The organism is Mycolicibacterium sp. XJ879 (genome assembly GCF_053483935.1).
On sequence record NZ_JBEFTH010000001.1, the window covers coordinates 614,802 to 640,396 of the forward strand.

The 25,595-nt window shown below is 68.0% G+C and carries 29 protein-coding genes; 20 read left to right on the forward strand and 9 right to left on the reverse strand.

What is annotated here, in order from left to right; all coding sequences use genetic code 11:
- Positions 1 to 26: 26 nt before the first annotated feature.
- Positions 27 to 338: a GlsB/YeaQ/YmgE family stress response membrane protein gene (locus ABQF13_RS03170; RefSeq protein WP_448391232.1), complete on the reverse strand. Its 312-nt coding sequence runs from the start codon at positions 336 to 338 to the stop codon at positions 27 to 29.
- A gap of 94 nt (positions 339 to 432) precedes the next feature.
- Between ABQF13_RS03170 and ABQF13_RS03175 the strand changes: the two genes are divergently transcribed.
- From ABQF13_RS03175 to ABQF13_RS03220, 10 genes are all read left to right on the forward strand, one after another.
- A complete protein-coding gene (locus ABQF13_RS03175) occupies positions 433 to 864 on the forward strand; it encodes a secondary thiamine-phosphate synthase enzyme YjbQ (protein WP_448391233.1) in 432 nt (143 codons plus the stop codon).
- 126 nt (positions 865 to 990) lie between these two features.
- Positions 991 to 3,684: an alanine--tRNA ligase gene (gene alaS, locus ABQF13_RS03180; protein ID WP_448391234.1), complete on the forward strand. Its 2,694-nt coding sequence runs from the start codon at positions 991 to 993 to the stop codon at positions 3,682 to 3,684.
- Between the two features lie 4 nt (positions 3,685 to 3,688).
- On the forward strand, positions 3,689 to 4,204 hold the full coding sequence (gene ruvX / locus ABQF13_RS03185; protein ID WP_448391235.1) for a Holliday junction resolvase RuvX: 516 nt from the start codon (positions 3,689 to 3,691) through the stop codon (positions 4,202 to 4,204).
- A complete protein-coding gene (locus tag ABQF13_RS03190) occupies positions 4,197 to 5,441 on the forward strand; it encodes an endolytic transglycosylase MltG (RefSeq protein ID WP_448391236.1) in 1,245 nt (414 codons plus the stop codon). The genes ruvX and ABQF13_RS03190 overlap by 8 nt, the downstream gene beginning before the upstream one ends.
- A 5-nt stretch (positions 5,442 to 5,446) precedes the next feature.
- Positions 5,447 to 6,271, forward strand: a complete 825-nt coding sequence (locus tag ABQF13_RS03195; RefSeq protein ID WP_448391237.1) for a shikimate dehydrogenase — start codon at positions 5,447 to 5,449, stop codon at positions 6,269 to 6,271.
- Between the two features lie 102 nt (positions 6,272 to 6,373).
- Complete coding sequence (locus ABQF13_RS03200) at positions 6,374 to 6,802, forward strand: prepilin peptidase (RefSeq protein WP_448391238.1); 429 nt, start codon at positions 6,374 to 6,376, stop codon at positions 6,800 to 6,802.
- Between the two features lie 69 nt (positions 6,803 to 6,871).
- A complete protein-coding gene (locus tag ABQF13_RS03205) occupies positions 6,872 to 7,240 on the forward strand; it encodes a nuclear transport factor 2 family protein (RefSeq protein ID WP_448391239.1) in 369 nt (122 codons plus the stop codon).
- Positions 7,237 to 7,728 carry a DUF3237 domain-containing protein gene (locus ABQF13_RS03210; RefSeq protein WP_448391240.1) on the forward strand — a complete coding sequence of 164 codons (492 nt, stop codon included), beginning with the start codon at positions 7,237 to 7,239 and terminating at the stop codon, positions 7,726 to 7,728. Before ABQF13_RS03205 ends, ABQF13_RS03210 begins: the two co-directional genes overlap by 4 nt.
- A gap of 5 nt (positions 7,729 to 7,733) precedes the next feature.
- Positions 7,734 to 8,210 (forward strand): nitroreductase/quinone reductase family protein, encoded by a 477-nt coding sequence (locus ABQF13_RS03215; RefSeq protein ID WP_448391241.1) that lies wholly within the window; start codon positions 7,734 to 7,736, stop codon positions 8,208 to 8,210.
- A gap of 20 nt (positions 8,211 to 8,230) precedes the next feature.
- Positions 8,231 to 8,833 (forward strand): TetR/AcrR family transcriptional regulator, encoded by a 603-nt coding sequence (locus tag ABQF13_RS03220; protein ID WP_448391242.1) that lies wholly within the window; start codon positions 8,231 to 8,233, stop codon positions 8,831 to 8,833.
- On the opposite strand, the gene ABQF13_RS03225 is transcribed toward ABQF13_RS03220, so the two are convergent.
- From ABQF13_RS03225 to ABQF13_RS03245, 5 genes are read right to left on the reverse strand one after another with little or no spacing between them, the layout of a single operon-like run.
- Positions 8,830 to 9,039, reverse strand: a complete 210-nt coding sequence (locus ABQF13_RS03225; RefSeq protein WP_448391243.1) for a CbtB domain-containing protein — start codon at positions 9,037 to 9,039, stop codon at positions 8,830 to 8,832. The two genes, ABQF13_RS03220 and ABQF13_RS03225, sit on opposite strands and share 4 nt — an antisense overlap.
- Positions 9,032 to 9,322: a nitrile hydratase accessory protein gene (locus ABQF13_RS03230; RefSeq protein WP_448391244.1), complete on the reverse strand. Its 291-nt coding sequence runs from the start codon at positions 9,320 to 9,322 to the stop codon at positions 9,032 to 9,034. Before ABQF13_RS03230 ends, ABQF13_RS03225 begins: the two co-directional genes overlap by 8 nt.
- Positions 9,319 to 9,939 carry a nitrile hydratase subunit alpha gene (gene nthA, locus ABQF13_RS03235; protein WP_448391245.1) on the reverse strand — a complete coding sequence of 207 codons (621 nt, stop codon included), beginning with the start codon at positions 9,937 to 9,939 and terminating at the stop codon, positions 9,319 to 9,321. The genes ABQF13_RS03230 and nthA overlap by 4 nt, the downstream gene beginning before the upstream one ends.
- The gene (gene nthB / locus ABQF13_RS03240; protein ID WP_448391246.1) at positions 9,936 to 10,673 is read right to left on the reverse strand and encodes a nitrile hydratase subunit beta; all 738 of its coding nucleotides are present in this window, start codon (positions 10,671 to 10,673) and stop codon (positions 9,936 to 9,938) included. The genes nthA and nthB overlap by 4 nt, the downstream gene beginning before the upstream one ends.
- Positions 10,673 to 11,182 (reverse strand): DUF1097 domain-containing protein, encoded by a 510-nt coding sequence (locus ABQF13_RS03245; protein ID WP_448391247.1) that lies wholly within the window; start codon positions 11,180 to 11,182, stop codon positions 10,673 to 10,675. Before ABQF13_RS03245 ends, nthB begins: the two co-directional genes overlap by 1 nt.
- A gap of 118 nt (positions 11,183 to 11,300) precedes the next feature.
- Here ABQF13_RS03245 and aroC point away from each other — a divergent pair, with 118 nt between their 5' ends.
- Genes aroC through aroQ form a run of 4 tightly spaced genes read left to right on the forward strand, consistent with a single transcriptional unit; the run spans position 11,301 to position 14,701 of the window.
- Positions 11,301 to 12,512, forward strand: coding sequence for a chorismate synthase (aroC, locus tag ABQF13_RS03250; protein WP_448391248.1), 1,212 nt, complete (start codon positions 11,301 to 11,303; stop codon positions 12,510 to 12,512).
- Positions 12,512 to 13,159, forward strand: coding sequence for a shikimate kinase (locus ABQF13_RS03255; protein WP_448391249.1), 648 nt, complete (start codon positions 12,512 to 12,514; stop codon positions 13,157 to 13,159). The genes aroC and ABQF13_RS03255 overlap by 1 nt, the downstream gene beginning before the upstream one ends.
- Complete coding sequence (aroB, locus tag ABQF13_RS03260) at positions 13,152 to 14,240, forward strand: 3-dehydroquinate synthase (protein WP_448391250.1); 1,089 nt, start codon at positions 13,152 to 13,154, stop codon at positions 14,238 to 14,240. Before ABQF13_RS03255 ends, aroB begins: the two co-directional genes overlap by 8 nt.
- Complete coding sequence (gene aroQ, locus ABQF13_RS03265) at positions 14,237 to 14,701, forward strand: type II 3-dehydroquinate dehydratase (protein WP_448391251.1); 465 nt, start codon at positions 14,237 to 14,239, stop codon at positions 14,699 to 14,701. The genes aroB and aroQ overlap by 4 nt, the downstream gene beginning before the upstream one ends.
- Here aroQ and ABQF13_RS03270 read toward each other — a convergent pair.
- Both ABQF13_RS03270 and ABQF13_RS03275 read right to left on the reverse strand, forming a co-directional pair.
- Positions 14,629 to 15,525 carry a hypothetical protein gene (locus tag ABQF13_RS03270; RefSeq protein WP_448391252.1) on the reverse strand — a complete coding sequence of 299 codons (897 nt, stop codon included), beginning with the start codon at positions 15,523 to 15,525 and terminating at the stop codon, positions 14,629 to 14,631. The genes aroQ and ABQF13_RS03270 overlap by 73 nt on opposite strands.
- Positions 15,526 to 15,547: 22 nt before the next feature.
- Positions 15,548 to 16,093 carry a B-4DMT family transporter gene (locus ABQF13_RS03275; RefSeq protein WP_448391253.1) on the reverse strand — a complete coding sequence of 182 codons (546 nt, stop codon included), beginning with the start codon at positions 16,091 to 16,093 and terminating at the stop codon, positions 15,548 to 15,550.
- A 33-nt stretch (positions 16,094 to 16,126) separates the two neighbouring features.
- On the opposite strand from ABQF13_RS03275, the gene ABQF13_RS03280 reads away from it, so the two are divergent.
- Genes ABQF13_RS03280 through nusB form a run of 3 tightly spaced genes read left to right on the forward strand, consistent with a single transcriptional unit; the run spans position 16,127 to position 18,308 of the window.
- A complete protein-coding gene (locus ABQF13_RS03280; protein ID WP_448391254.1) occupies positions 16,127 to 17,215 on the forward strand; it encodes an aminopeptidase P family protein in 1,089 nt (362 codons plus the stop codon).
- A gap of 18 nt (positions 17,216 to 17,233) precedes the next feature.
- Positions 17,234 to 17,797 carry an elongation factor P gene (efp, locus tag ABQF13_RS03285; RefSeq protein WP_448391255.1) on the forward strand — a complete coding sequence of 188 codons (564 nt, stop codon included), beginning with the start codon at positions 17,234 to 17,236 and terminating at the stop codon, positions 17,795 to 17,797.
- Positions 17,790 to 18,308 (forward strand): transcription antitermination factor NusB, encoded by a 519-nt coding sequence (gene nusB, locus ABQF13_RS03290; protein ID WP_448391256.1) that lies wholly within the window; start codon positions 17,790 to 17,792, stop codon positions 18,306 to 18,308. The genes efp and nusB overlap by 8 nt, the downstream gene beginning before the upstream one ends.
- 12 nt (positions 18,309 to 18,320) lie before the next feature.
- Here nusB and ABQF13_RS03295 read toward each other — a convergent pair whose 3' ends face one another.
- Entirely contained in the window at positions 18,321 to 19,415 is a 1,095-nt protein-coding gene (locus ABQF13_RS03295) for a YVTN family beta-propeller repeat protein (RefSeq protein WP_448391257.1), read from the reverse strand.
- Between the two features lie 102 nt (positions 19,416 to 19,517).
- Here ABQF13_RS03295 and ABQF13_RS03300 point away from each other — a divergent pair, with 102 nt between their 5' ends.
- The 3 genes from ABQF13_RS03300 (at position 19,518) to ABQF13_RS03310 (ending at position 25,592) form a co-directional block, all read left to right on the forward strand.
- Positions 19,518 to 20,591, forward strand: coding sequence for a tellurite resistance/C4-dicarboxylate transporter family protein (locus ABQF13_RS03300; RefSeq protein ID WP_448391258.1), 1,074 nt, complete (start codon positions 19,518 to 19,520; stop codon positions 20,589 to 20,591).
- 79 nt (positions 20,592 to 20,670) lie between these two features.
- Positions 20,671 to 21,897: a nitrate/nitrite transporter gene (locus ABQF13_RS03305; protein ID WP_448391390.1), complete on the forward strand. Its 1,227-nt coding sequence runs from the start codon at positions 20,671 to 20,673 to the stop codon at positions 21,895 to 21,897.
- Positions 21,894 to 25,592, forward strand: a complete 3,699-nt coding sequence (locus tag ABQF13_RS03310) for a nitrate reductase subunit alpha (protein WP_448391259.1) — start codon at positions 21,894 to 21,896, stop codon at positions 25,590 to 25,592. The genes ABQF13_RS03305 and ABQF13_RS03310 overlap by 4 nt, the downstream gene beginning before the upstream one ends.
- Positions 25,593 to 25,595: the final 3 nt, after the last annotated feature.

Genomic DNA, 25,595 nt, shown 5'->3' on the forward strand with positions numbered 1-25,595 from the left:
GGCAACGTACACCCCGACTTTGGCGGCTACCGCCGCAGCATTCCGCCGCGGCGCGTGCCCACCACACCGGTGTTCCTCCGGCCCATCAGCGCGGCTACCAGCGCCACGCCGATCGCCGCGACGACCACCTGGACAAGCAGTTCCAACCAGTCGATACCGCTCGTCGCGGTCGGAATACCGAGCGCCCTGGCGAGCGCGGTGCCGATGAACGCAGCGACGATGCCGACCAGGATGGTAACTAGAAAGCCGATCGGTTGGCGGCCCGGCAAGACCAGGCGGCCCAGTACACCCACCACGATGCCGATGAGTATTGCCGTGATGACTCCGGTGATGGTCATATGTCCTCCAAGTCGGGCGTGGGAGTGCGATACCCGGCGCCCTCGCCGAATAAACGCGGGCGTCAATGCTCGGCGGCCTCGTAGGCTCGAAGGCGTGGACTCCGACGTGCTGACCATCGACACGACCCGAGACCGCATCGTCGACCTCACCGACGCGGTGCGCGACTTCTGCGGTTCCCGCGGTGACGGCCTGTGCAATGTGTTTGTCCCGCACGCCACCGCCGGCCTGGCGATCATCGAAACGGGATCGGGCTCCGACCACGACCTCGTCGACACGCTGGAGCGGCTGCTGCCCCGCGACGATCGCTACCGACACGCCCACGGCTCACCCGGTCACGGCGCCGACCACGTGCTGCCCGGGCTGGTGTCACCGTCGGTGACGCTGCCGGTGCAGGGCGGTGAGCCGCTGCTCGGAACGTGGCAGAGCGTCGTGCTCGTCGATTTGAACCGGGACAACCCGCGGCGTTCGGTGCGGTTGAGCTTCGTCGCCGGAGCCGCGGAGTCGGCGACATCCAATCGAGCCTGAGGCGGCACTGCCAGCCGCGCCCGTTCGTTGACCTTTCAGGACCGCCAACCGCGACCGGTACTGTAGTGCGGTCGCATAGTCGCAGGTACCTGCAGAACAACACACGACGGCGAGGACAGTAGCAACGTGCAGACACACGAGATCAGGAAGCGTTTCCTCGATCATTTCGTGAACGCGGGCCACGTCGAGGTGCCCAGCGCATCGGTGATCCTCGACGACCCCAACCTGCTGTTCGTCAACGCCGGCATGGTGCAGTTCGTCCCCTACTTCCTCGGCCAGCGCACCCCGCCGTGGAAGCGTGCGGTCAGCGTGCAGAAGTGCATCCGCACCCCCGATATCGACGAGGTCGGGGTCACCACCCGGCACAACACCTTCTTCCAGATGGCCGGCAACTTCTCGTTCGGCGACTACTTCAAGCAGGGCGCGATCGAATTTGCCTGGACGCTGCTGACCAACCCGGTCGAGGACGGCGGCTACGGTTTTGACCCCGAGCGGCTGTGGGCCACCGTCTACGTCGACGACGACGAGGCCGTCGCGCTGTGGCAGGAGGTCGCGGGCCTACCCGGCGAGCGGATCCAGCGTCGCGGCATGGCCGACAACTACTGGTCGATGGGCATCCCCGGACCGTGCGGACCGTCCTCGGAGATCTACTACGACCGCGGCCCGCAATACGGCATCGAGGGTGGGCCGGAAGCCAACGAGGACCGCTACATCGAGATCTGGAATCTCGTGTTCATGCAGAACGAGCGCGGCGAGGGCACCTCCAAGGAGGACTTCGAGATCCTCGGGCCGCTGCCGCGCAAGAACATCGACACCGGTATGGGCGTGGAACGGGTGGCGTGTCTGCTGCAGGGTGTCGACAACGTCTACGAGACCGATCTCGTGCGCCCGGTCATCGACCTGGTCGCCGGCCTCGCCCCGCGCGGGTACGGCCAGGGCAACCACGATGACGACGTGCGCTACCGGATCATCGCCGACCACAGCCGCACCGCGGCAATCATCATCGCTGACGGGGTGAGCCCCGGCAACGACGGCCGCGGCTACGTGCTGCGCCGGCTGCTGCGCCGCATCATCCGGTCGGCGAAGCTGCTGGGCATCGAAGACCCGATCGTCGCCGACCTGATGGCCACGGTGCGCGACGCGATGGGCCCGTCTTATCCGGAACTGGTCAGCGACTTCGACCGCATCCAACGCATCGCGGTGGCCGAGGAGACCGCGTTCAACCGCACGCTGGCCTCGGGATCGCGGTTGTTCGAGGAGGCCGCCGGCGCGACGAAGGCTTCCGGCGCGACGGTGCTGTCCGGTGCGGACGCGTTCACGTTGCACGACACCTATGGCTTTCCGCTCGAGCTGACCCTCGAGATGGCCGCGGAGGCGGGCCTGTCCGTCGACGAGGAGGGGTTCCGCGGTCTGATGGCCGAGCAGCGCGCGCGGGCCAAGGCCGACGCGGCCGCGCGCAAGCAGGCCCACATGGACCTGTCGGCCTACCGCGATCTGGTCGACACCGGGCCCACCGAGTTCACCGGGTTCGACGAGTTGGTCTCTGAGGCAACGATTCTCGGGATCTTCGTCGACGGGCGACGGGTTCCCGTCGTCAACCGCGAAACCTCGGCCGGCTCCGAGCACGTCGAGCTGATCCTCGACCGCACACCGTTCTATGCCGAGTCGGGCGGGCAGATCGCCGACGAGGGCGACATCACCGGCACCGGCGCATCCGCCTCGGCGAAGGCCGCCGTCACCGATGTGCAGAAGATCGCTCGAACGCTGTGGGCACACCGCGTCAACGTCGAATCGGGCGAGTTCGTCGAGGGTGACACCGTCGTCGCCGCCGTCGACCCGCGGTGGCGCCACGGCGCCACCCAGGGCCACTCGGGCACCCACATGGTGCACGCGGCGCTACGACAAGTGCTGGGCCCCAACGCCGTCCAGGCCGGTTCGCTGAACCGGCCGGGCTACCTGCGGTTCGACTTCAACTGGCAGGGCGCGCTCACCGAAGACCAGCGCCACCAGATCGAAGAGGTAACCAACCAGGCCGTCGAGGCCGACTACGCGGTGCACTCGTTCACCACCGAGTTGGAGACGGCCAAGGCGATGGGCGCGATGGCGCTGTTCGGCGAGGCCTACCCCGACGAGGTCCGCGTGGTCGAGATCGGCGGACCCTTCTCCCTCGAGTTGTGCGGCGGCACGCACGTGCGCAATTCGGCGCAGATCGGCCCGGTGACGATCCTGGGTGAGTCGTCGGTGGGCTCGGGTGTGCGCCGGGTGGAGGCCTATGTCGGCCTGGACTCCTACCGCCATCTGGCCAAGGAGCGCGCGTTGATGGCGGGTCTGGCGTCGACGCTGAAGGTGCCGTCCGAAGAAGTGCCCGCACGGGTGGCCAACCTGGTGGAGCGGCTGCGCGCGGCCGAAAAGGAACTCGACCGGATGCGGCTGGCCAACGCAAAGGCCGCCGCGGCCAATGCCGCCGCGGGCGCTGAACTTATCGGTAAGGTCCGAGTCGTGGCGCAACGGATGGCCGGCGGGATGTCGGCCGCTGATTTGCGCACCCTGGTCGGTGACATCCGCGGCAAGCTGGGCAGTGACCCGGCGGTCGTCGCGTTGATCGCCGAGGGTGACAACGACAGCGTCCCGTTCGTGGTGGCGGTCAACCAGGCGGCCCAGGACCTCGGTCTTCGCGCCAACGACCTGGTCAAGCAGCTGGCAGCACCGGTCAACGGCCGTGGGGGCGGCAAGGCCGAACTGGCGCAGGGTTCTGGCAAGGGGGCGGCGGGGATCGACGCGGCATTGGCCGCGTTGCGCGCAGAGATAGACCGGAGCTGACCTCGTGGCCCAAACCGACCGCCTACCCGATCGGCCCGGACGTGCCCTCGATCCTCCGGACCCCGGCCCCGGACGACGGCTCGGCGTCGACGTGGGCACCGTGCGCATCGGGGTGGCGGTCAGCGACCCCGACGGCATCCTGGCCACCCCGCTGGAGACCGTGCGGCGCGACCGCACCGACCGCCATATCCGCCGGCTCGCATCGCTGGTCCACGAACTCGACGTGGTCGAAGTGGTGGTGGGCCTGCCCCGCACGCTCGCCGACCGCTCCGGCACGTCGGCTCAGGACGCCGTCGCGCTTGCCGACGCGCTGACCCGCCGGGTCGCGCCGACGCCGGTGCGGTTGGCCGATGAACGTCTCACCACCGTCGTGGCGCAGCGGTCGCTGCGCGAAGCCGGGATCCGCGCCAAGGGTCAGCGATCGGTGATCGACCAGGCGGCCGCGGTGGGGATTCTGCAGAACTGGTTGGATCAACGCCGCACTGCGAGGGGCCAGCACGGAGAGGTTGGGGATGTCTGACCAATGGAGCCGCGGACGTGCAGAGCCCGTCGCGGTCGGTCCGCCGAGGCGCCGCAGGACGCGCGCCGACCGGATCCGCGAGGCGCGGAGCCGGCGCAAGCGTCGGATCGTCGGCGGGTTGACGCTGGGAACGCTGATCGTGATCGCGGTCGCTGCGGTGTTCCTGGGCTCCAAGTTGTGGCACTCCTTCTTCGGCACCGGCAACGACTACGCCGGCGAGGGCGTCAACGACGTGGTCATCCAGGTCCACGACGGCGACTCCACCACCGCGATCGGGCAGACGCTTCAGGAGCACCGCGTCGTCGCGACAGTCGGGGCGTTCCTCAACGCCGCCGAAGGCAACACCGCGATCTCGTCGATTCAGCCCGGCTTCTACAAGGTCCGCACCGAGATACCGGCCTCCAATGCCGTTGAGCGCCTGACCGATCCGCAGAACCGGGTGGGCAAGCTGGTAATCCCCGAGGGTCGTCAGCTCGACGACGTGCGCGACGTCAAGACCAACGCGGTCACCGACGGCATCCTGTCGCTGATCTCGCGTGCCACGTGCGTGGATCTCGACGGGGAACGTCGCTGCGTATCGGCAGAGGATCTGAAGAACATCGCGACCGCCGCCCCGCCTGCGGCGCTGTCGGTGCCGGACTGGGCAACCGATGCCGTCACCGCGCTGGGCCCGGACCACCGCCGGCTGGAGGGGCTGATCGCGCCCGGCATGTGGAACATCGACCCGTCGGCGTCCCCGGAAGGAATTTTGTCGACGCTGATCGCGGCCAGCGCAAACCAGTACGCCCAGGGCGGGCTGCTCGACACCGCGATGGCGATGAACATGTCGCCCTATCAGGTGCTCACCGTCGGGTCGTTGGTGCAACGCGAAGCCACCCCCGAGGACTTCGGCAAGGTCGCCCGCGTCATCTACAACCGGCTGGCCGTGAACCGCACGCTGGAGTTCGACTCGACGGTGAACTATCCGCTCGACCGCATCGAGGTGGCCACCACAGACGCCGACCGCGCCCAGCACACCGACTGGAACACCTATGTGCGGCCCGGTCTTCCGGCCACGCCTATCTGCTCACCGGGGCAGCCGGCGCTGACCGCTGCCGAGCGGCCCGAGGCGGGGGACTGGCTGTACTTCGTCACCATCGACATGCAGGGCACCACCCTGTTCACCCGCGACTACGAGCAGCACCTGGCGAACATCGAGCTGGCCATGGGCAATGGCGTCCTCGACTCCGCGAGGTAAGCGATTTGTGTGCGTTTAAGCGCGCTGAGCGCAACAAATCGCACACAAATCGCCGGAAAGCCGGCGTGCTGGGGTCGCCGATCAGCCATTCGCGGTCCCCGCAGCTGCACCTGGCCGCCTACCACGCGCTGGGGTTGGTCGGCTGGACGTATGAGCGTATCGAGTGCACGGCCGAGCAATTGCCTTCTGTGGTAGGCGGTTTCGGGCCGGAATGGGTCGGCGTGTCGGTGACGATGCCGGGCAAGTTCGCGGCGCTGCGCTTCGCCGACGAACGGACCCCGCGCGCCGAACTGGTCGGCTCGGCCAACACCTTGGTGCGGACTGCCGACGGCTGGCGCGCCGACAACACCGACGTCGAAGGTGTCGCCGGGGCGCTGGGCGCGGCGTCGGGCCGGGCGGCGGTGCTGGGCTCAGGGGGCACCGCACCGGCCGTCGTCGCCGGTCTGGCCAAACTCGGCGTGCAGGACATCACGATCGTGGCACGCAACCCCGACAAGGCCCGCCCATTGGTCGATTTGGGCACCCGGCTGGGCCTCGAGACCCGCTGGGCCGTACTGGGCACACAACTGACCGGGATCGATGTGGTGGTCAACACCATCCCCGCCGATGTCGCCGCGCGATACGCGGACACAGTCGCCGGTGTTGCCGTGCTGCTCGACGCGATCTATGACCCCTGGCCGACGCCGCTGGCCGCCGCGGTCTCCGCCGCCGGCGGCCGGGTGATCAGCGGTCTGGAGATGCTGCTGCATCAGGCGTTCGCTCAGGTCGAGCAGTTCACCGGAATGCCCGCGCCCAGGGAAGCGATGCGGGCCGCGCTCGACTCGCATTAGTGCGCCCATTTCTGCCGGAAGGCTGTGGCACGGGGCTAATCCACGACCCTGACGCAGAAATCGGCGCATAGGGTTACCCGCTGACCGCGTTAGCCTTCGCACGTGGGGGCGGTAACGTGCGTGGCGGTGCTGGCGTGGCTGGCGGCGCTGTGCATCTTCGACATCACCGAACGCCGGCTACCGAACTGGTTGACGGTGCCGGGCGCGGTAGCGATTCTCACGGGGGCGACACTGGCGGGACGGGGCCTTCCGGCGGCGACGGGCGCCGTCACGTTGTTCGCGCTGTATCTGACCGTGCACCTGCTGGCGCCGACGGCGACGGGCGCTGGAGATGTGAAGCTTGCGACCGGTGTCGGGGCGCTGACCGGAGCGTTCGGCGTCGATGTCTGGGCGCTGGCGGCACTGGGGGCACCGCTGCTGACCGCCGGATTGGCGATCGTCACGGCGGTTCGCTGTGGTGAAACCACTGTGCCGCACGGCCCTTCGATGTGCCTGGCCGCCGCGGCGGCGGTATCGCTCGCGGTGCTCTAGACCGCAGTTACCTACCCATGGTAGGTTAATACCTACTTAAAGTATGTAACTAAAGGAAACGGAGCCACCGTGGATCCCAAGGCCATCTCTGAGCGCTACTTCGCCGCATGGGCGGCACGCGACCCCGACGCGATCGTCGCGCTGCACACCGCCGACACCCGGTTCTGGACGCACATGGGCGGCGAGCCCGTCGTCGGACGCGAAAACGCCCGGACCGCCTTCGCTGAACTCTTCGAGCAGTTTCCGCAGTTCTCGTTCGAGGTCTACCGCGTCCTCTACGGCCAAGACCACTGGGTGCTGGACTGGGCGCTGATCTCCGGCGACATCCGGTTCGACTGCCTCGATATCGTCAACGTGTCATCCGATGGCCTGGTGGCCCGCAAGGACACCTTCATCGACGCGACGCAACTTCATGCGGCGCTGGAGAAGACGGCATGACCGCCGCGACGCCGGTCGAGCAGCTGCCGATGCTGACCGCGCTACCGGTGGAACACCTCTTCGACATGGGAGTCAATCTACAACCGGCACAGGCGATCCCGACACCGTTGGGCACCCGGTTGACCTTCGTCACCACCGGCGGCGTCATCGACGGCCCCCGGTTGCGCGGCGAGATCCTGCCCGGCGGCGGTGACTGGCTGATGGTCGGCAGCGACGGCGTCGGGCGGGTCGACGTGCGCGCGACGCTGCGCAGCCACGACGGCGCGCTCATCCACTACCGCGCCGGCGGTGTCATCAAGATCCCGGCGGACGGGATGGCCCGGCTGGCCGCGGGCGAGGTGCTCGGGTTCGACGAGACCTACGTGCGGACCACCCCGAGCTTCGAGACCGCCGACGAACGCTACGCCTGGCTCAGCGCGGTGGTGGCCGTCGGCTACAACATCTTGTCGCCCGACCATATCGACTACCGCGTCTACCGGGTGCGCTGACCACGATGCCCGACCACCAACGCCTTGCCCGCCAATCCAATCGGGTGGTGCGCCGGTGGCCGCGCGCCCAGCGCGCCATGTCGCGAATGCACGCCCACCTGTACCGGATCAGCGGGGGCCGCTTCCTGCCCCGCTGGTTCGCGGGCGCTCCGGTGCTGGTGCTGCAGACCGTCGGGCGCCGCACCGGTGCAAACCGAAGCACACCGGTGCTTTATCTGCGCGACGGCGACGCGCTGGTGGTGATGGCCGCCAACGCCGGCGCCGCGCGTACACCCGCGTGGTGGCTCAACCTCAAGGCGGCCGGCAGCGGCGAGGTGATCGTCGGCCGCCAGCGGCGCACGGTGCGGCCCCGCGAACTAAAGGGCGCCGAGTACGACCGGCTGCTGCGACGATTCGTGCAGATGTACCCGCAGGCCGAGCACTATGCCGCGTTCACCGACCGGCCGCTGCCGCTGATCGCCTTGGAACCGAATACGGGATGAGCCCGGGCTATCGTCATGCTGTGGCGACGAACACGGCACGACGCACCCAGGCGCAGCGCACCGAGGCGACCACCGCCGCGCTGGTCGACGCCGCACGCGCACTGTTCGCCCGGGACGGCTACGACGCGACGTCGCTGGACGCGGTCGCCGCCCGCGCCGAGGTGACCAAGGGCGCGGTTTATCACCACTTCAAAGGTAAGCGGCAGCTGTTCGAGGCCGTGTTCGCCCGTCAGGTCGAGCAGATCATGACGCCGGTGGCGACCGCCTACGGCCGCAAGAAGGATCCGTGGGACGCGTTCGCGGCCGGCTGCCGCGCATTTCTCGACGAGTGCCTCGATCCCGGGCTGCAGCGGATCATGCTGCTCGACGCGTCCGCGGCGATCGGCTGGGAACAGGTCCGCCGCCTGGAGGCTCCGCTGCTGCAGATGATGGAGCGCGGCATCGCCAACGCGATCGACGCCGGCCGCATCGCCCGGCGACCGACGGGTCCGCTGGCCAACTTCCTCTACGGCGCGCTGTGTGAGACCGCGATGATCGTCGCCCGCGCCGACGACCAGAAGGCCGCCCACCGCCAGGCCCTCGCCGAGATCGACCGCGTGCTGGCCGCGCTGGCGCTGCACTAGTGGCATGGGAAGCCCAGCAGATGCCTTGCATCGTGCACGAATTCGTGGATGACGGTGCTGGACCCGAACACTGACGTCGCACCCTGATCGAGCCCGACGAAATACAGCACCAACAACGCGACGAACGTGGTCGCGGTCAGCCAGCCGGCCGCGGCCAGACCGGCGATGCCGATCGACGTGCGGGCCAAGGGTGTGGTCTCAGCCATGGTCGTCTCCGTGGGCTCTCGCGGGCGCCGTCAGCAGTCGGTGATCGTCGATCACCTTCTCCAACGCGGCCACCCAGTGGTCGTAGTACTCCCAGTCGCCTCGGTCGGTCTCCGGCGCGTTCTCCCACCGGCCGATCGTCTCGATCAGGCTCTGCTGAAAGTCACTCCAGTCGAAGTGGCGGAACTCCGAGAGCGCCAACGCCAACCCGAACGCCCGGCGCTGCCACTCGTGATCGAACTGCGGCGCGGCCTGGTCGGTCCGGCAGGTCTCGTGCAGCATCACGCGGCCTTGCCCGCCAGCGCGACGCCCATCATGGACTCCGTCGTCACCAGCTCCATCAGCTCTTCGTCGGTGAAATTCTCGGTGCCCGAAGGACGCTCGGGGATGACAAACCAGCGTGAATGTCCGCTGCTGTCCCACACCTTGATCTCGGTATCAGCGGGCAGCTCCACCCCGATTTCGCTGAGCACCTTGCGCGGCTCGCGTGCCGCCCGTGACCGGAAGACCGGATCCTTGTACCAGTACGGCGGCAGGCCCAGCACCGGCCACGGAAAACACGAGCACAGCGTGCAGATGATCAGGTTGTGCACCCCGGGTGTGTTGGCGACGGCCTGCAGATGCTCACCCTCCGCGCCCGCCATGCCGTCGGGGAGATCGAGTTCGGCGATCGCCGCGGGCGTGTCGAGGACCACGCGGGCGGCGAACTCGGGGTCCGTCCACGCCTTGACCACGATCTTGCGTCCGTTCAGCGGTGTCATCTCCGACTCGAAGTAGGACAGCACCTTGTCCACGGTCTGGCCGGTGATCACCCCCTTCTCGATCAGAAGTGACTCAAGTGCAGCGACTTTAGCGGCGCTGGAGGATTCCCGGTCGTCCGGATAGTGGAACTGGTCGCTCATCGAACTCCTTCCAGATATGCCTCGAACAGTTCGGCGTAGATCGTCAGCGGGCCGTCTTCGGCGCGTTCTCCGAACAACTCCTCGGGCCCGAACGCGACGATGTAGATCGGCATCGGATCACCGATCCCGTCGCCGGTGTGGACGAAATAGCCGTAGTCGCCTTCGAAGATCCGCTCGATCGTGCCCTCGCGTGTGCGGAGGTAGCCGGGCAGCCGGGTGTGCGCTGCCGCGGGCACGTTGGTGACTCGGACCCGGTCGCCGACACTGAATTTCGGATGGGCGATATCGCGGCGTGGGCTGTCACCCTTGCGCAAATAGTCGATGACCTGATCATCGATGGCAGGGGCGGGGTCCGGCGACGATGGCACGCCCTCTGCGGCCAACTGCTCTTGGCGCGAATATAATTCGCCCTCGGTGACGTAGCCCTGGTCGATGAAGAACTGGGTGATTCCGCCCAACCACTTCTCGTAGTAACGAAACTTGAAGTAGTCGAACGGGTTCATCGCCTCGGCGCCGGTGCGCAGGCTGGCCCAGGTCCATTCGTCCTTGAACGCCGTCGGCACCTCGTCGATCGGATACTGCGCCAACGCCGAGCCGAGATGGTTGGACAATCCCATCATCGCGACGTGGATGCCGAAGATCCGCTTCTCCCACGGTTCGACGAACACCCGCTTCTCGAAGTTCAACGGCTCCGGCAGGCCCTCGAGGCCTCCGAGATAATGCTGCAGTTTCATTACGCCGGGCTGCCTTCCGCCGCGGGCTCACGAGTCAGTGCGTTGGCCACGAATTCGGACAGCAGCCCGAACGACGCGCCCAGCAGGCACGCCGTCGCGGCGACCAGCCCGGGATGCGACACCGACGTCACCGTGATGGTGTTGCCGGTGCCTGCCACCGTGGACACCGTGCTGGCGAACCCGACCACCACCGCCGGCGTCGTCGACAACAGCGGCACCCGGGACACCGCCACCATCAGCGCGCTGCCGACACCCACGGCGAACGCCGTCGCCCACAGGCTTGCGCCCATCAACTCCGCGGCATACAGGCTGGCCGAGGCGATCAGCACGCCGGCGAGGTTGCAGGACAGCGAGCGCACCCAGCCGGTGACCGCGCCACCGACGAAGAAGAACGACGCCCACGCCAAGAACACCACCCAGATCGGCACCGTGATGACCTCCGCGGTGACTACCACCGCCAGGCCACCGAGGACGCCGATGCTCAACGTCAATGCGGTTCGGGATTCCATGCGCAACACTGTGACGCGTACCTGTTTCGCTCGCGTGACGCCCGTGTTGCGATTTCGGCGCGCCAACGCCCCCTCAGCGACCGGAAACGCGCCGAAATCGCCATGAGAGAATGGCTGCGTGTTGCGATGGACCACTGCTGGTGAATCCCACGGCCGCGCGCTGGTGGCCGTGGTCGAAGGCATGGTTGCCGGGGTCGAGCTGACCACCGCGGACATCGCCGCGCAGCTGGCCCGCCGCCGGCTGGGCTACGGCCGCGGCGCCCGGATGAAGTTCGAGCAGGACCAGGTCACCATGCTGGCCGGGCTGCGACACGGCGTCACGCTGGGCGGCCCGATCGCGATCCAGATCGGCAACACCGAATGGCCGAAGTGGGAGACGGTGATGGCGCCCGACCCCGTCGACGCGGCCGAGCTGGAAGACTCCGCGCGCAACGCGCCGCTGACCCGGCCGCGGCCCGGGCACGCCGACTACGCCGGCATGCTCAAGTACGGCTTCGACGACGCTCGCCCGGTGCTCGAACGCGCCAGCGCCCGCGAGACGGCGGCCCGCGTCGCCGCAGGCACCGTCGCCAAGCAGTTCCTCAAGCAGGCCCTCGGCATCGACGTGCTGTCCCACATCATCTCCATCGGAGCATCGGACCCCTACGACGGTCCGCCGCCGCAGATGTCGGATCTGGCCGCCATCGACGCCAGCCCGGTGCGCGCGTATGCCGAGGAGGCGGAAAAGTCCATGATCGCCGAGATCGAGGCCGCCAAGCGCGACGGCGACACGCTCGGGGGCGTCGTCGAGGTGGTGGCGCACGGCCTACCGGTCGGTCTGGGCTCGTTCACCAGCGGCGACAGCCGGCTCGACAGCCAGTTGGCGGGCGCGGTGATGGGCATCCAGGCGATCAAGGGTGTCGAGATCGGCGACGGCTTCGAGACCGCGCGCCGCCGCGGCAGCGCCGCCCACGACGAGATCTATCCCGGCGCCGACGGCATCGTGCGCTCCACCAACCGGGCCGGCGGCCTGGAGGGCGGCATGACCAACGGCCAGCCACTGCGGGTGCGCGCGGCGATGAAGCCGATCTCCACCGTGCCGCGCGCGCTGGCGACCGTCGACATGGCCACCGGCGGCGAGGCCGTCGCCATCCACCAGCGTTCGGACGTTTGCGCGGTACCGGCCGCCGGGGTGGTCGTCGAGACCATGGTGGCCCTGGTGCTGGCGCGAGCGGCGCTGCAGAAGTTCGGCGGCGACTCGCTGACCGAGACGCGGGCCAACATCGACAACTACCTGCGCACGGTGCGGGACCGCGAACCGTCCGCGCCGCCGGTGCAGGCGTCGGGCTGATGGCTCCCAAAGCGGTGTTGGTCGGCCTGCCCGGCTCGGGTAAGTCGACCATCGGACGCCGGCTCGCCAAGGCGCTGGACCTCACGATGCTCGACACCGACGTCGCGATCGAGCAGAAGACCGGACGCACCATCGCCGACATCTTCGCCACTAACGGCGAGCAGGAATTCCGCCGCATCGAGGAAGAGGTCATCCGCGACGCGCTGCAGACCCACGACGGCATCCTGTCGCTGGGCGGCGGCGCGATCACCACCGCAGGGGTGCGCGACGCGCTCAACGGCCACATGGTCATCTACCTGGAGATCAGCGCCGCCGAGGGGGTGCGCCGCACCGGCGGCAGCACGGTGCGTCCGCTGCTGGCCGGCGGTGACCGCAGCGAGAAATTCAAAGCGCTGATGGCCCAACGTGTTCCGCTCTACCGGCGGGTGGCCACCATGCGCGTCAACACCAACCGGCGCAATCCCGGCGCGGTCGTGCGCTACATCGTGACCCGGCTGGAGGATCCCGACGCACCCCCTCCGCCGCGCCGACGGCGCCGCCCGCCGTGGCGACGCGGACCGTCGTCGCTGACCGCCGAACCGAGCACCGCCGCGCCGCCGTCGCCCGCGACGCTCGCCGCTCGCAACCCGAAGGCCAACCGTGACTGAACCCGTGACCGTAGATGTGCACGTCGATCCGCCGTATCCGGTGATCATCGGGACCGGTCTGCTCAACGAACTCGAGCAGACGATGCAGGGCAGGCACAAGGTTGCCATCCTGCACCAGCCGGTGCTGGCGCAGACCGCAGAGGCGATCCGAAGCATGCTGGCCGACAAGGGAATCGACGCGCACCGTATCGAAATCCCCGACGCCGAGAAGGGCAAGGACCTGCCGGTAGTCGGGTTCATCTGGGAAGTGCTCGGCCGCATCGGCATCGGCCGCAAGGACGCGATCGTCAGCCTCGGCGGGGGAGCGGCCACCGACGTCGCCGGGTTCGCCGCGGCCACCTGGCTGCGCGGCATCGACATCGTGCACGTGCCCACCACGCTGCTGGGCATGGTCGACGCCGCGGTCGGCGGCAAGGCCGGCATCAACACCGACGCCGGAAAAAACCTGGTGGGGGCGTTCCACCAGCCTGCCGCGGTGCTCGTCGACCTGGCCACCCTGGAAACGTTGCCGCGCAACGAGTTGGTGGCGGGCATGGCCGAGATCGTCAAGGCCGGTTTCATCGCCGACCCGGTGATTCTCGACTTGATCGAGGCCGATCCCGAGGCCGCGTTGGACCCGAAGGGCGCGGTGCTGGCGGAACTGGTCCGGCGGGCGATCGCGGTCAAGGCCGAGGTGGTGGCCGCCGACGAGAAAGAATCGCAACTGCGCGAGATCCTCAACTACGGCCACACGCTGGCGCATGCCATCGAACGCCGCGAGCGCTACCAGTGGCGCCACGGTGCCGCGGTATCGGTTGGGTTGGTGTTCGCCGCCGAACTGGGCCGGCTCGCCGGGCGTCTCGACGACGACACCGCCGATCGGCACCGGTCGATCCTGACCGCGTTGGGGCTGCCGGTCAGCTATGACCCCGATGCGCTGCCGCAGCTGTTGGAGCACATGGCCGGAGACAAGAAGACCCGCGCGGGTGTGTTGCGGTTCGTCGTGCTCGACGGGCTCGCAAAGCCGGGCCGCCTGGAGGGCCCGGATCCGTCGCTGCTGGCCGCGGCGTACTCGGAGATCGCGGAGGGAGCACGCCCATGACCACGGTCCTGGTCCTCAACGGACCCAACCTCGGCCGGCTGGGCCGTCGCGAACCCGACGTCTACGGCAGCACCACCTACCAGGATCTGGTGGCGCTGATCGAACGCGAGGCCGCGGAGCTCAATCTCAAAGCCGTTGTGCGGCAAAGCGACAGCGAGGCCGAGCTGCTGAACTTCATCCATGCCGCCGCCGACGCCGGTGATCCGGTGATCCTGAACGCCGGGGCGCTCACCCACACCTCGGTGGCGTTGCGCGACGCCTGCGCCGAGCTGCGCGCGCCGCTTATCGAGGTGCACATCTCCAATGTGCACAAACGCGAAGAGTTTCGGCACCACTCCTACCTCAGCGCGGTCGCGACCGGTGTGATCGTCGGCTTGGGCGTGCAGGGCTACGCGCTCGCCCTGCGGTACCTGGCCAGCCTGGATGCCGAAGGACCTTCGGCGGTGCTGGGCACCGAATAGCAGATCGCGGTCGAGATGATCGTCGGCAGCGCCAGCGTGAGCAGAAGCACGCACACGACGATCACGAAGCGTGGGGCCGTCAGCCAGTCGTCGGGAATGCGCGCCAAGCTGACCGCCAACCACGACCCGCCGATCGCGAGCACGACGGTCCCGACCGTCGCGAACTTGATCGAACGCAACTCGAGCAGCGTGGGTTCGGCGATGTTGGACAACGACTTCCGCAAGGCCCGGGTGCGCAGCGACACCAGCGCGAAATCGGCCACGATGAACACCGCGCACGCGACGATGATGGTGCCCTCGATCCACGGCGCGGGTCGGTGGCCCAACATGAACCGCAGATAGTCGATCGACGTTTCCGACACGATCAACGTCGCCGTCATCGCGGCCGCGAACGTCAGCCAACCGCCGAGTTCGGCCATGAAGCAATACGCGCGGACGTCGTCGGCGTCCTGGTCGGTGACCTTGTTGACGGCGTGGCTGGCCAGCATCCAGCCCAGTCCGCCGAACAACGCCACCGCGCCTGCGGCCAGCATCCCCGTCGACACCGCGCCCTGCGTCCATGCGATCGCACACGTGGCGCGTCGGGCGCCGTCGGGCACCTGGGTTCCGGTGATCAGGCTGAACAGGAAGCTGTCCAGCATCAACACCAGCACGGCGGAGGAGAACAACGCCAGCGTGTGCACGCCTTCGCGGGTGTTCTTGTCGAACAGCAGGGCGATGGCGGTGATCAGAAACCCGCCGAGCACCCCGGCGAGTTGGGAATTCGAGGCCGCCGACGACAGCACGCTCCACTGGTCGGACGTGCAGAACTCGTCCGGGTTCACAGCGGGCGGCGATCAGCCTCGCTCAGGGTTGGTCCTCACGGCGCACTTCGCTGGTCTGGACCCCGGAGGTGTCGTCGGCGCGGACGGCGGCGAACACGTCGGTGTCCGCGCGGTCGTCATCGCCGTGGCGCAGGTGCGGGGTCTGGTCGGCCTTGCGGTCGACGAGCCAACGCCCGAGCGCGACGCCGGCGATGGCCAGTACGAACACCAGCAGCGCGGTGAACGCCGCGAACGTGGTGACCTCGTTGATCAACGCTTCGACGTAGAGCGCCTGGTAGAAGAGCGAGATGAACCACGCCACCACCCCGCTCACCACGCCCGCGAACAGGCCGGCCAGCAGCCACGTCATCGCCAGGTCGCCGCGGCGGTCCGGATCGGGGTTGGCCTTCGCGTCGGCGCGGCCGTCGGCCACCCCCCACACGAACACCGCGATGGCGTACAGCACGACCAGCACGACGCTGATCAAACCGGCCTTGGTTTCCCACGCGTTGATCATCGCTCCCTGCAGCAATCGCACGATCACCATCAGGGCCGCGAACACCAGTCCGCGCAGCAACCACTTACTCATGGGGGTTCACCTTAGCGAGTAGCTTCATCAGCTGTGACTATTTCACAGCGCAGGGCCCGGTTGCGTGACCGGCTCGCCGCCGCAGACCTCGACGCCATGCTGATATCGAACCTGGTCAACGTGCGTTACCTGGCCGGCTTCACCGGATCCAACGCGGCGCTGCTGGTCCGGGTGGACAAAGAAGCGCCGGTGCTGGCCACCGACGGGCGCTACCGCACCCAAGCCGCCCAGCAGGTCCCCGACGCCGAAATCGTCATCGACCGGGCATGCGGACCGCACCTGGCGCGCCGCGCCGCCGCCGACGGGGTGCGCCGGCTGGGCTTCGAAAGCCACGTGGTGACCGTGGACGCGCACACCGCGCTGGCCGACGCGGCAGGCGACGACGTCGAACTGGTGCGGGCGGCGGGCACGGTGGAAGGGCTGCGCGAGGTGAAGGATGCCGGTGAGGTCGCGTTGTTGCGGCTGGCATGCGAGGCAGCCGACGCCGCACTGGCCGACCTCGTCGAGCGCGGCGGGCTGCGGCCGGGCCGCACGGAAAAGGAGGTGCGCCGCGAGCTGGAATCGCTGATGCTGGACCACGGCGCCGACGGCCCCTCGTTCGAGACCATCGTGGCTGCCGGGGCAAACTCGGCGATCCCGCATCACCGGCCCACCGACGCGGTGCTGGCGGCCGGCGACTTCGTCAAGATCGACTTCGGTGCCCTGGTCAGCGGCTACCACTCCGATATGACGCGCACCTTCGTGCTGGGGCCGATCGCGGACTGGCAGCGCGAGATCTACGACCTGGTCGCCGCGGCGCAGCGCGCCGGGCGCGAGGCCCTGGTCCCTGGCACGTCGCTGCGCGAGGTGGACGCGGCGTCGCGGCAGGTCATCGCCGACGCCGGCTATGCGGACAACTTCAGCCACGGCCTCGGCCACGGCGTCGGGTTGCAGATCCACGAAGCGCCGGGAATCGGTGCGGCGTCCGCCGGTACACTGCTTGCTGGTTCCGCGGTGACCGTGGAGCCCGGTGTCTATCTGCCCGACCGTGGCGGCGTCCGCATCGAGGACACGCTCGTCGTTGGCGAATCGGGCACACCCGACTTGCTCACCCGGTTCCCCAAGGAACTGGCCATCCTCTGAACAGGAGTACAACCGACTGTGGCAACGACCGCCGACTTCAAGAACGGCCTCGTCCTGGTGATCGACGGCCAACTGTGGCAGATCGTCGAGTTCCAGCACGTCAAGCCCGGCAAGGGCCCGGCTTTCGTGCGGACCAAGCTCAAGAACGTGGTGTCCGGTAAGACCGTCGACAAGACCTACAACGCCGGCGTCAAGGTCGAGACCGCGACCGTGGACCGCCGTGATGCGACCTACCTCTACCGCGACGGCTCCGACTTCGTGTTCATGGATTCCGAGGACTACGAACAGAATCCGCTGCCCGAGTCGATGGTCGGCGACGCCGCCGACTACCTGCTGGAAAGCATGCCGGTGCAGATCGCCTTCCACAACGGCACGCCGCTGTACCTGGAGATGCCGGTCTCGGTGGAACTCGAGGTCACCCACACCGAACCCGGGCTGCAGGGCGACCGCTCCAGCGCGGGCACCAAGCCGGCCACCGTCGAAACCGGCGCCGAGATCCAGGTGCCGTTGTTCATCAACACCGGCGACAAACTCAAGATCGACACCCGCGATGGCAGCTACCTCGGCAGGGTGAATGCCTGATCGGCCCGACGCCGGCCAGATTGGTCGGCCCGACTCCGGCCAGATTGGTCGACCCGACCGTGGGCGGCATCAGGCCCGCAAACGCGCCGTCGACCTGCTCTTCGAAGCCGAAGCGCGCAACATCACCCCGGCCGAGGCCGCCGATGCGCGCAATGCCTTGGCGGACAAGCAATCCGACGTCGCACCGCTGAACCCGTACACGGTGACGGTGACCCGCGGCGTCACCGAGCACGCCGCGCACATCGACGACCTGATCTCGGCGCACCTGCAGGGCTGGACCCTGGACCGGCTGCCCGCCGTCGACCGCGCGATCCTGCGGGTTGCGGTGTGGGAACTGCTCCACGCCGACGACGTGCCCGAACCGGTGGCCGTCGACGAAGCCGTCGAGCTCGCCAAACACCTGTCCACCGATGACTCACCGGGTTTCGTCAACGGCGTGCTGGGTCAGGTGATGCTCGTGACGCCGCAGATCCGGGCCGCCGCCCGAGCCGTGCGGGGCGACCGCGAGTAGCGCCCATCCGGCCTAGTGCCCATGGCCGTGGTCGGACGGTTGCTCGGGTGCGGGCAGGTTCAAGGTCGTGGTGGGTGCGGACGCCGGCGCGGGTGGTCGTGGCGAATAGCTGATGCCGTTGGGCTCGTGGCCGACCGGGATGGTCGCCGTCACCGACGCCTCGTCCAGGTCGATGGCCGACACCGTGTCGTCGAACGTGTTGGTCACCCAGGCCCGCGTCGCCGTGTCTTCGATGACGACACCGTGCGGCCCTGATCCGGCCTCGACGACCGCCCGCGGTGTCATGGTCTCGGTGTCGATCACCGAAACGGTACGGCCGGGCGTTTCGGCGGTTCCCTGGTTGGCGCTCAGCACCGCGTCTTCCTCGCCGCTCAAGTACACCTGCACCGGCGGTGTCGGAACGTCCGTGCTGCCGACCACCTTCTGCGTGGTCAGGTCGACCTTCACCACCTTCGGGGGCTCGCTGACGCTGCTGTAGACGTAGCGGCCGTCGGCGGAGACGCCGACCTGTGCCGGTTCGGTGCCCACCGGCACGGAGCCGGTGTGCGAATGGGTCGTCGGGTCGATCAGATCGAGCCGGCCTTCCATATTGGCGACGACGATCACCGAACCGTCGGCCGCCGCCCGAAGTCCGTGCGGCATACCGCCCACGTCGATGGTGGCCACGGGCGTCAACTCCGCACCCCGATAGACCGACACCGTGCCGTCTCCGGCGTTGGTCACATACACGTTGCCGTTCGGGGCCTCGATCACATGCGCGGGCGCAGGCCCGGTCGGGGCCACGGCCTTGACCGCATACGCCGCGGCGTCGATCGCGACCACCGTGTTGGTACTGCCGCTCACCGCATAGGCGATGTCCCCACCGGAACCCAGTTGAACGTTGTGGGGTGCCTTGACGCCCTCGATCGTCATCACGACCGCATCGGTGGCGGCGTCGACGACCGAGAGGCTGTCGGCGCCCTCGTTGGCGACCCACACCGAGCCGGACACCGCGGGCTGCGGTTGGCCCTGCTCGTTGGGTTCACCGGTCTGCTCGGCGCACGCCGCGAGCATTCCTGCGACCAGGAGGACAACCGACACGATGGCGACGCGAAACCGCACTGACATCATCTCCTTCAGCCAATGCCCAGCATGGCCCGCCGCGCGGCGCAACGCCAGTGGCCGCCGTTGCCGCGGTCGGCCCGGCAAGGTCGTTAGGCTCAGGTGCGCATGTCGAAACGGAGCTCGACACCGACGCAGCCGGAATCGGGTGTGCGCAAGGCCGTACGGACCTTGCACCCCGGCTATTTCGCGCTGGTCATGGCAACCGGGATCGTGTCGATCGCCATGCAGTACAAGGCCGCAGACGCCGTCTCGGTCGCCCTGCTGTGGCTCACCTGCATCGCCTACGCGATTCTCGTCGTATTGAGCTTGGCGCGCGTTCTGGCCTTCCGCACCGAGTTCAGCGCCGACCTCGCCGACCCGCGCCGCGGGTTCGGCATGTTCACGTTCGTCGCGGCCACCAACGTGCTCGGCGCCCGGCTGGCCCTCGACGCCCACTACCGGACCGCGCTGACGCTGTTAGTCGTCGCGGTGGTGGCTTGGGTGGTCCTCGGCTACGTCGTGCCGTGGACCGCGGTCCTCGGGCACCGGTTGCGCCCGACGTTGCACGTCGCCAACGGTGCGTGGTTCATCTGGGTGGTCGCCAGCCAGTCCGTCGCGGTGCTGGCCGCGGTGCTACAGCCCCAACTCGGTTCTGGCCAGCGGGAATTGGCGTTGATCGCCGTGTTCTCCTGGTCGGTGGGGGTGTTCCTGTACGCGGTGGTTGCCGTGCTCGTCATCGTCCGGGTGATGCTGTACCCGTTCCTGCCCGAAGATCTGACCCCGCCGTACTGGGTGGCCATGGGCGCCACCGCGATCACCGTGCTCGCCGGGGCTCGAATCGTCGAGATGGCCGATGCCCCAATGGTTGCTGCCACCCGCGGCCTCATCGCTGGCGCGTCGGTGACCTTCTGGGCCTTCGGCAGCTGGCTGATCCCGCCGCTGATCGCGGGGGGCATTTGGCGGCACTTCATCCACAAGATCCCGTTGCGCTACGACGCGACGATGTGGAGCGTCATCTTCCCGCTGGGCATGTACGGCGTGGGCTCGCTCTACCTCGGGCAGGCCGATCAGCTGCCGGTGGTGGCAGCGATCGGTGGTGTCGAGATCTGGATCGCGCTGGCAGCATGGGCTTGCACGTTCGCGGCGATGATGTACCACCTGCTCACCACCGTCCGGGTCCATGCGGTACGCGATAGCTAGGCGATCTTCTGATTCCTAGGGCCACATCGGTTTACGCCAAAACGGTACTGAGTTCAGCATTCGATGGTTGTCTGGGATGGTGAACACGGCGACCACGCCGAACGCCGGCGCACAACGCATCGTCAACCTGGCGTTGGCAACGTGGGTCTCCGCCATCAACTTCTGGGCCTGGAACATGATCGGCCCGCTGTCGACGTCATATGCCGGGGAGCTGTCGTTGAGCAGCACCGAGGCGTCCATGCTCGTGGCGACACCGATCCTGGTCGGATCGTTGGGCCGGATCGTCATCGGCTCGCTCACCGACCGGTTCGGCGGTCGCGTGATGTTCATCGCGATTTCGCTGGCGTCCATCGTTCCGGTGCTTGCGGTGGGCGCGGCGGGGGCCACCGGTTCCTACCCGGCGTTGCTGGTGTGCGGTTTCTTCCTCGGCATCGCCGGCACGATCTTCGCCGTCGGCATCCCGTTCGCCAACAACTGGTACGAGGCGTCGCGGCGCGGCTTCGCGACGGGCGTGTTCGGCATGGGCATGGTCGGCACCGCGCTATCGGCATTCTTCACTCCGCGGTTCGTCGGCTGGTTCGGGCTGTTTCCCACCCACGTCATCATCGCGGTGGCGTTGGCGCTGACCGCGGTGCTGTGCCTGGTGGCCATGCACGACTCGCCGACGTTCGTGCCGAACACCGACAAGGTGCTGCCGAAGCTGACGGCGGCCGCGAAGCTACGCGTCACGTGGGAGATGTCGTTCTTGTATGCGGTGGTTTTCGGCGGCTTCGTCGCGTTCAGCAATTACCTGCCCACGTATATCAAGACCATCTACGGTTTCTCGGCTGTCGACGCGGGCGCGCGCACGGCCGGCTTTGCGCTCGCCGCGGTGCTGGCCCGCCCCGTCGGCGGCGTGCTCGCCGACCGGTTCGGACCGAAATACGTGGTGCTGACGTCGTTCGCGGGGACCGCACTGCTGGCGTTCATCGCGATGTTCCAGCCGCCGCCGGACGTGTGGTCGGCGGCGACCTTCATCACGTTGGCGGTCTTCCTCGGTATCGGCACCGGCGGCGTGTTCGCCTGGGTCGCCCTGCGGGCGCCTGCGAAGTCGGTGGGCTCGGTCACCGGCGTCGTCGCCGCCGCAGGCGGTCTGGGCGGTTACTTCCCGCCGCTGGTGATGGGCGCCACTTACGACCACGTCGACAACGACTACTCGACAGGGCTGGTGCTGCTGGTGGCCACAGCGCTGGTCGCGTTCACCTACACCGCGCTTCGGCTACACGCGCACGAACCGACGGCAGCCCGCAAGGAGGCCACCCAATGACCACCACACCGCCGCGCACCGGCGGCCCGATTGAGGAACTCCTCGAACGCAGCGGCCGCTTCTTCACCCCCGGCGAGGTCTCCGCCGACGGGCGCACCATCACCCGCCGCGGTGGCCGTCAAGGCGACGTCTTCTACCGCGACCGCTGGAGCCACGACAAGATCGTTCGCTCCACCCACGGCGTCAACTGCACGGGTTCCTGCTCGTGGAAGGTCTACGTCAAGGACGGCATCATCACCTGGGAGACCCAGGAGACCGACTACCCCTCGGTCGGCCCGGACCGGCCCGAGTACGAGCCGCGCGGATGCCCACGCGGGGCGGCGTTCTCCTGGTACACCTATTCGCCGACCCGTGTGCGCTATCCCTACGCGCGCGGCGTGCTCGTCGAGATGTACCGGGAAGCCAAGGCGCGCCTGCGCGATCCGGTGCTGGCGTGGGCCGACATCCAGTCCGACCCCGAGCGGCGACGCCGATACCAACGGGCCCGCGGGATGGGCGGGCTGGTGCGGGTCAGCTGGGCCGAGGCGACCGAGATGATCGCCGCCGCCCACGTGCACACGATCAAGCAGTACGGCCCCGATCGGGTCGCCGGGTTCTCGCCGATCCCGGCGATGTCGATGGTGTCGTTTGCGGCCGGGTCGCGTTTCATCGAGTTGCTCGGCGGGGTGATGACGTCGTTCTACGACTGGTACGCCGACCTGCCGGTGGCCTCACCGCAGGTGTTCGGTGACCAGACCGACGTGCCGGAGTCCGGTGACTGGTGGGATGCGGCCTATCTGATGATGTGGGGCTCCAACGTCCCGGTGACCCGCACCCCGGACGCGCACTGGATGGCCGAGGTGCGCTACCGCGGCACCAAGGTCGTGGCGATCAGCCCCGACTACGCCGACAACACCAAGTTCGCCGACGAGTGGATGCCCTGCGTCGCCGGTACCGACGGTGCGCTGGCCATGGCGATGGGGCAGGTGATCCTCACCGAATGCTATGTGCGCAAACGTGTTCCGTTCTTCGTCGACTATGCGCAGAAGTTCACCGATCTGCCGTTCCTGGTCAAGCTCGAGGAGCGCGACGGCGCGCTGGTGCCCGGTAAGAACCTCACCGCCGCCGACCTGGGCGAAGGATTCTCCGACCGGGAAAACGCAGCGTTCAAACCGGTCGTGCTCGACGGTGTCACCGACACGGTCGTGGTGCCGCACGGTTCGCTCGGCTTCCGCTACGGCGACGACGGCGTGGGGAAGTGGAACCTCGATCTCGGTGAGGTGGCACCCGCGCTGACCGTCGCGCCCGAACCGGGTGAGCAGGGTGAGGTGGCCGAGGTGGTGCTGCCGCGCTTCGACAGCATCGACGGGCAGGCAGCCACGCTGACGCGTGGCGTGCCGGTGCGCAGGGTAGGGGAGCACCTGGTGTGCACGGTGTTCGACTTGATGCTGGCGCAGTACGGGGTGGCCAGGCCGGGGTTGCCGGGACAGTGGCCGTCCGGTTACGACGACTCCGCGCACCCCTACACCCCAGCGTGGCAGGAGTCGATCACCGGAGTGTCTGCGGCCCAGGCGATTCGGGTGGCCAAGGAGTTCGCCCGCAACGCCGAGGAGTCCGGCGGCCGGTCGATGATCATCATGGGCGCCGGGATCTGCCAGTGGTTCCACGGCGACGCGACCTACCGCGCGGTGCTGGCGATGCTGCTGCTGACCGGGTCGATGGGCCGCAACGGCGGCGGCTGGGCGCACTATGTCGGCCAGGAGAAGTGCCGGCCGGTCACCGGGTGGGCGACGATGGCGATGGCCACCGACTGGTCCCGCCCGCCGCGGCAGATGCCGGGCACGTCGTACTGGTATGTCCACACCGACCAGTGGCGTTATGACGGCTACCGCGCCGACGCGCTGGCCAGCCCGACCGGGCGCGGCAGGTTCAAAGATCGCCACACGATGGATGTGCTGGCGTCCGCGTCGGCGATGGGGTGGAGCCCGTTCTATCCGCAGTTCGACCGGTCCAGCCTGGATGTGGCCGACGATGCGCGCGAGGCCGGACAGGACATTGGCGACTACGTCGCACAACAACTGGCGTCGGGCGAACTCAAGCTGGCCGTCACCGACCCCGACAACCCGGGGAACTGGCCCCGGGTGCTCAGCGTCTGGCGTTCGAACCTGCTCGGCTCGTCGAGCAAGGGCAACGAGTACTTCCTGCGCCACCTGCTGGGCACCGACTCGAACCTGCAAGCCGATCCCGCGCCGGATAACTTGCGCCCCAACGGTGTTGCCTGGACCGAGGGCATCCCCGAAGGCAAGCTGGACATGCTGATGTCGATCGACTTCCGGATGACATCGACCACGTTGCTCTCGGATGTGGTGCTTCCCGCCGCCACCTGGTACGAAAAGTACGATCTGTCGAGCACCGACATGCATCCGTACGTGCATGCGTTCAACGCCGCCATCGACCCGCCGTGGGAGACCAGGTCCGACTACGAGGCGTTCGGGGCGATCGCGCGGACGTTCAGCGCGCTGGCGGCCAAACATCTCGGGAAGCGCACCGACGTCGTGATGGGCGCCATGCAACACGACACACCCGGTGCGATGGCCTATCCCGGTGGCACCGAACATGATTGGCGCGAAACCGGGGAGACCCCGGTGCCGGGCAAGACGATGGGTCCGTTGGCGGTGGTCGAGCGGGACTACCCCGCCGTCATCGACAAATGGCTGACGCTGGGGCCGCTCGTGGACCGACTCGGGTTGACCACCAAGGGCGTGACGTTCCACCCGGACAAGGAGGTCGACGAGCTCGCCGCCAAGTTCGGTGTGATGAACTCCGGTGTCGCCGAAGGACGGCCGGCGGTCACCTCCGCCGAGCGGATGGCCGAGGTGATCCTGGCGTTGTCGGGCACCACCAACGGTCGCCTCGCCGTGGACGGGTTCCGTGACCTGGAGCGACGTACTGGCCGTCGGCTGGCGCACCTGGCGGAGGGCAGCGAGGAGCGCCGAATCACCTTCGCCGACACACAGGCCCGCCCAGTGCCGGTGATCACCAGCCCGGAGTGGTCGGGCAGTGAAACCGGTGGCCGGCGATACGCGCCGTTCAGCGTCAATATCGAGGAACTCAAGCCGTTTCACACGCTGACCGGTCGGATGCACTTTTACCTCGACCACGACTGGTTGGAGGAACTCGGCGAACAGCTGCCGATCTACCGGCCGCCGCTGGACATGAACCGGCTGTTCGGCGAATCGCAGATCGGCTCGAAGGGGGTGGGCCTGACGGTGCGCTACCTCACGCCGCACTCCAAGTGGTCAATTCACTCCGAGTATCAGGACAACCTGTTGATGTTGTCGCTGTCGCGCGGTGGACCGACGATGTGGATGAGCCCCGGTGACGCCGCGAAAATCGGTGTGGCAGACAACGAATGGGTGGAGGCCGTCAACCGCAACGGCGTGCTGGTGTGTCGGGCGATCGTCAGCCATCGAATGCCCGACGGGGTGGTGTTCGTGTACCACGTCCAGGAGCGCACCATCGACGTGCCGCTGTCCGAGACGACCGGTAAGCGCGGGGGTATCCACAACTCGCTGACCCGGCTGCTGATCAAACCGAGTCACCTGGCAGGCGGCTACGCGCAGAACGCGTTTGCGTTCAACTATCTCGGACCGACCGGGAATCAGCGTGACGAAGTGACCGTCGTGAGGCGGCGAAGCCAGGAGGTGGTCTTCTAGTGC

Coding starts and splice junctions, on each gene's coding strand:
- ABQF13_RS03255 (WP_448391249.1), top strand. CDS start 12,512: ATGGCTCCCAAAGCGGTGTTGGTCGGCCTGCCCGGCTCGGGTAAGTCG.
- ABQF13_RS03245 (WP_448391247.1), bottom strand. CDS start 11,182: ATGGAATCCCGAACCGCATTGACGTTGAGCATCGGCGTCCTCGGTGGC.
- ABQF13_RS03275 (WP_448391253.1), bottom strand. CDS start 16,093: ATGAGTAAGTGGTTGCTGCGCGGACTGGTGTTCGCGGCCCTGATGGTG.
- nthB (WP_448391246.1), bottom strand. CDS start 10,673: ATGAAACTGCAGCATTATCTCGGAGGCCTCGAGGGCCTGCCGGAGCCG.
- ABQF13_RS03215 (WP_448391241.1), top strand. CDS start 7,734: ATGCCCGACCACCAACGCCTTGCCCGCCAATCCAATCGGGTGGTGCGC.
- aroQ (WP_448391251.1), top strand. CDS start 14,237: ATGACCACGGTCCTGGTCCTCAACGGACCCAACCTCGGCCGGCTGGGC.
- ABQF13_RS03225 (WP_448391243.1), bottom strand. CDS start 9,039: ATGGCTGAGACCACACCCTTGGCCCGCACGTCGATCGGCATCGCCGGT.
- ABQF13_RS03190 (WP_448391236.1), top strand. CDS start 4,197: ATGTCTGACCAATGGAGCCGCGGACGTGCAGAGCCCGTCGCGGTCGGT.
- nusB (WP_448391256.1), top strand. CDS start 17,790: ATGCCTGATCGGCCCGACGCCGGCCAGATTGGTCGGCCCGACTCCGGC.
- ABQF13_RS03295 (WP_448391257.1), bottom strand. CDS start 19,415: ATGTCAGTGCGGTTTCGCGTCGCCATCGTGTCGGTTGTCCTCCTGGTC.
- ABQF13_RS03170 (WP_448391232.1), bottom strand. CDS start 338: ATGACCATCACCGGAGTCATCACGGCAATACTCATCGGCATCGTGGTG.
- ABQF13_RS03210 (WP_448391240.1), top strand. CDS start 7,237: ATGACCGCCGCGACGCCGGTCGAGCAGCTGCCGATGCTGACCGCGCTA.
- nthA (WP_448391245.1), bottom strand. CDS start 9,939: ATGAGCGACCAGTTCCACTATCCGGACGACCGGGAATCCTCCAGCGCC.
- ABQF13_RS03310 (WP_448391259.1), top strand. CDS start 21,894: ATGACCACCACACCGCCGCGCACCGGCGGCCCGATTGAGGAACTCCTC.
- ABQF13_RS03300 (WP_448391258.1), top strand. CDS start 19,518: ATGTCGAAACGGAGCTCGACACCGACGCAGCCGGAATCGGGTGTGCGC.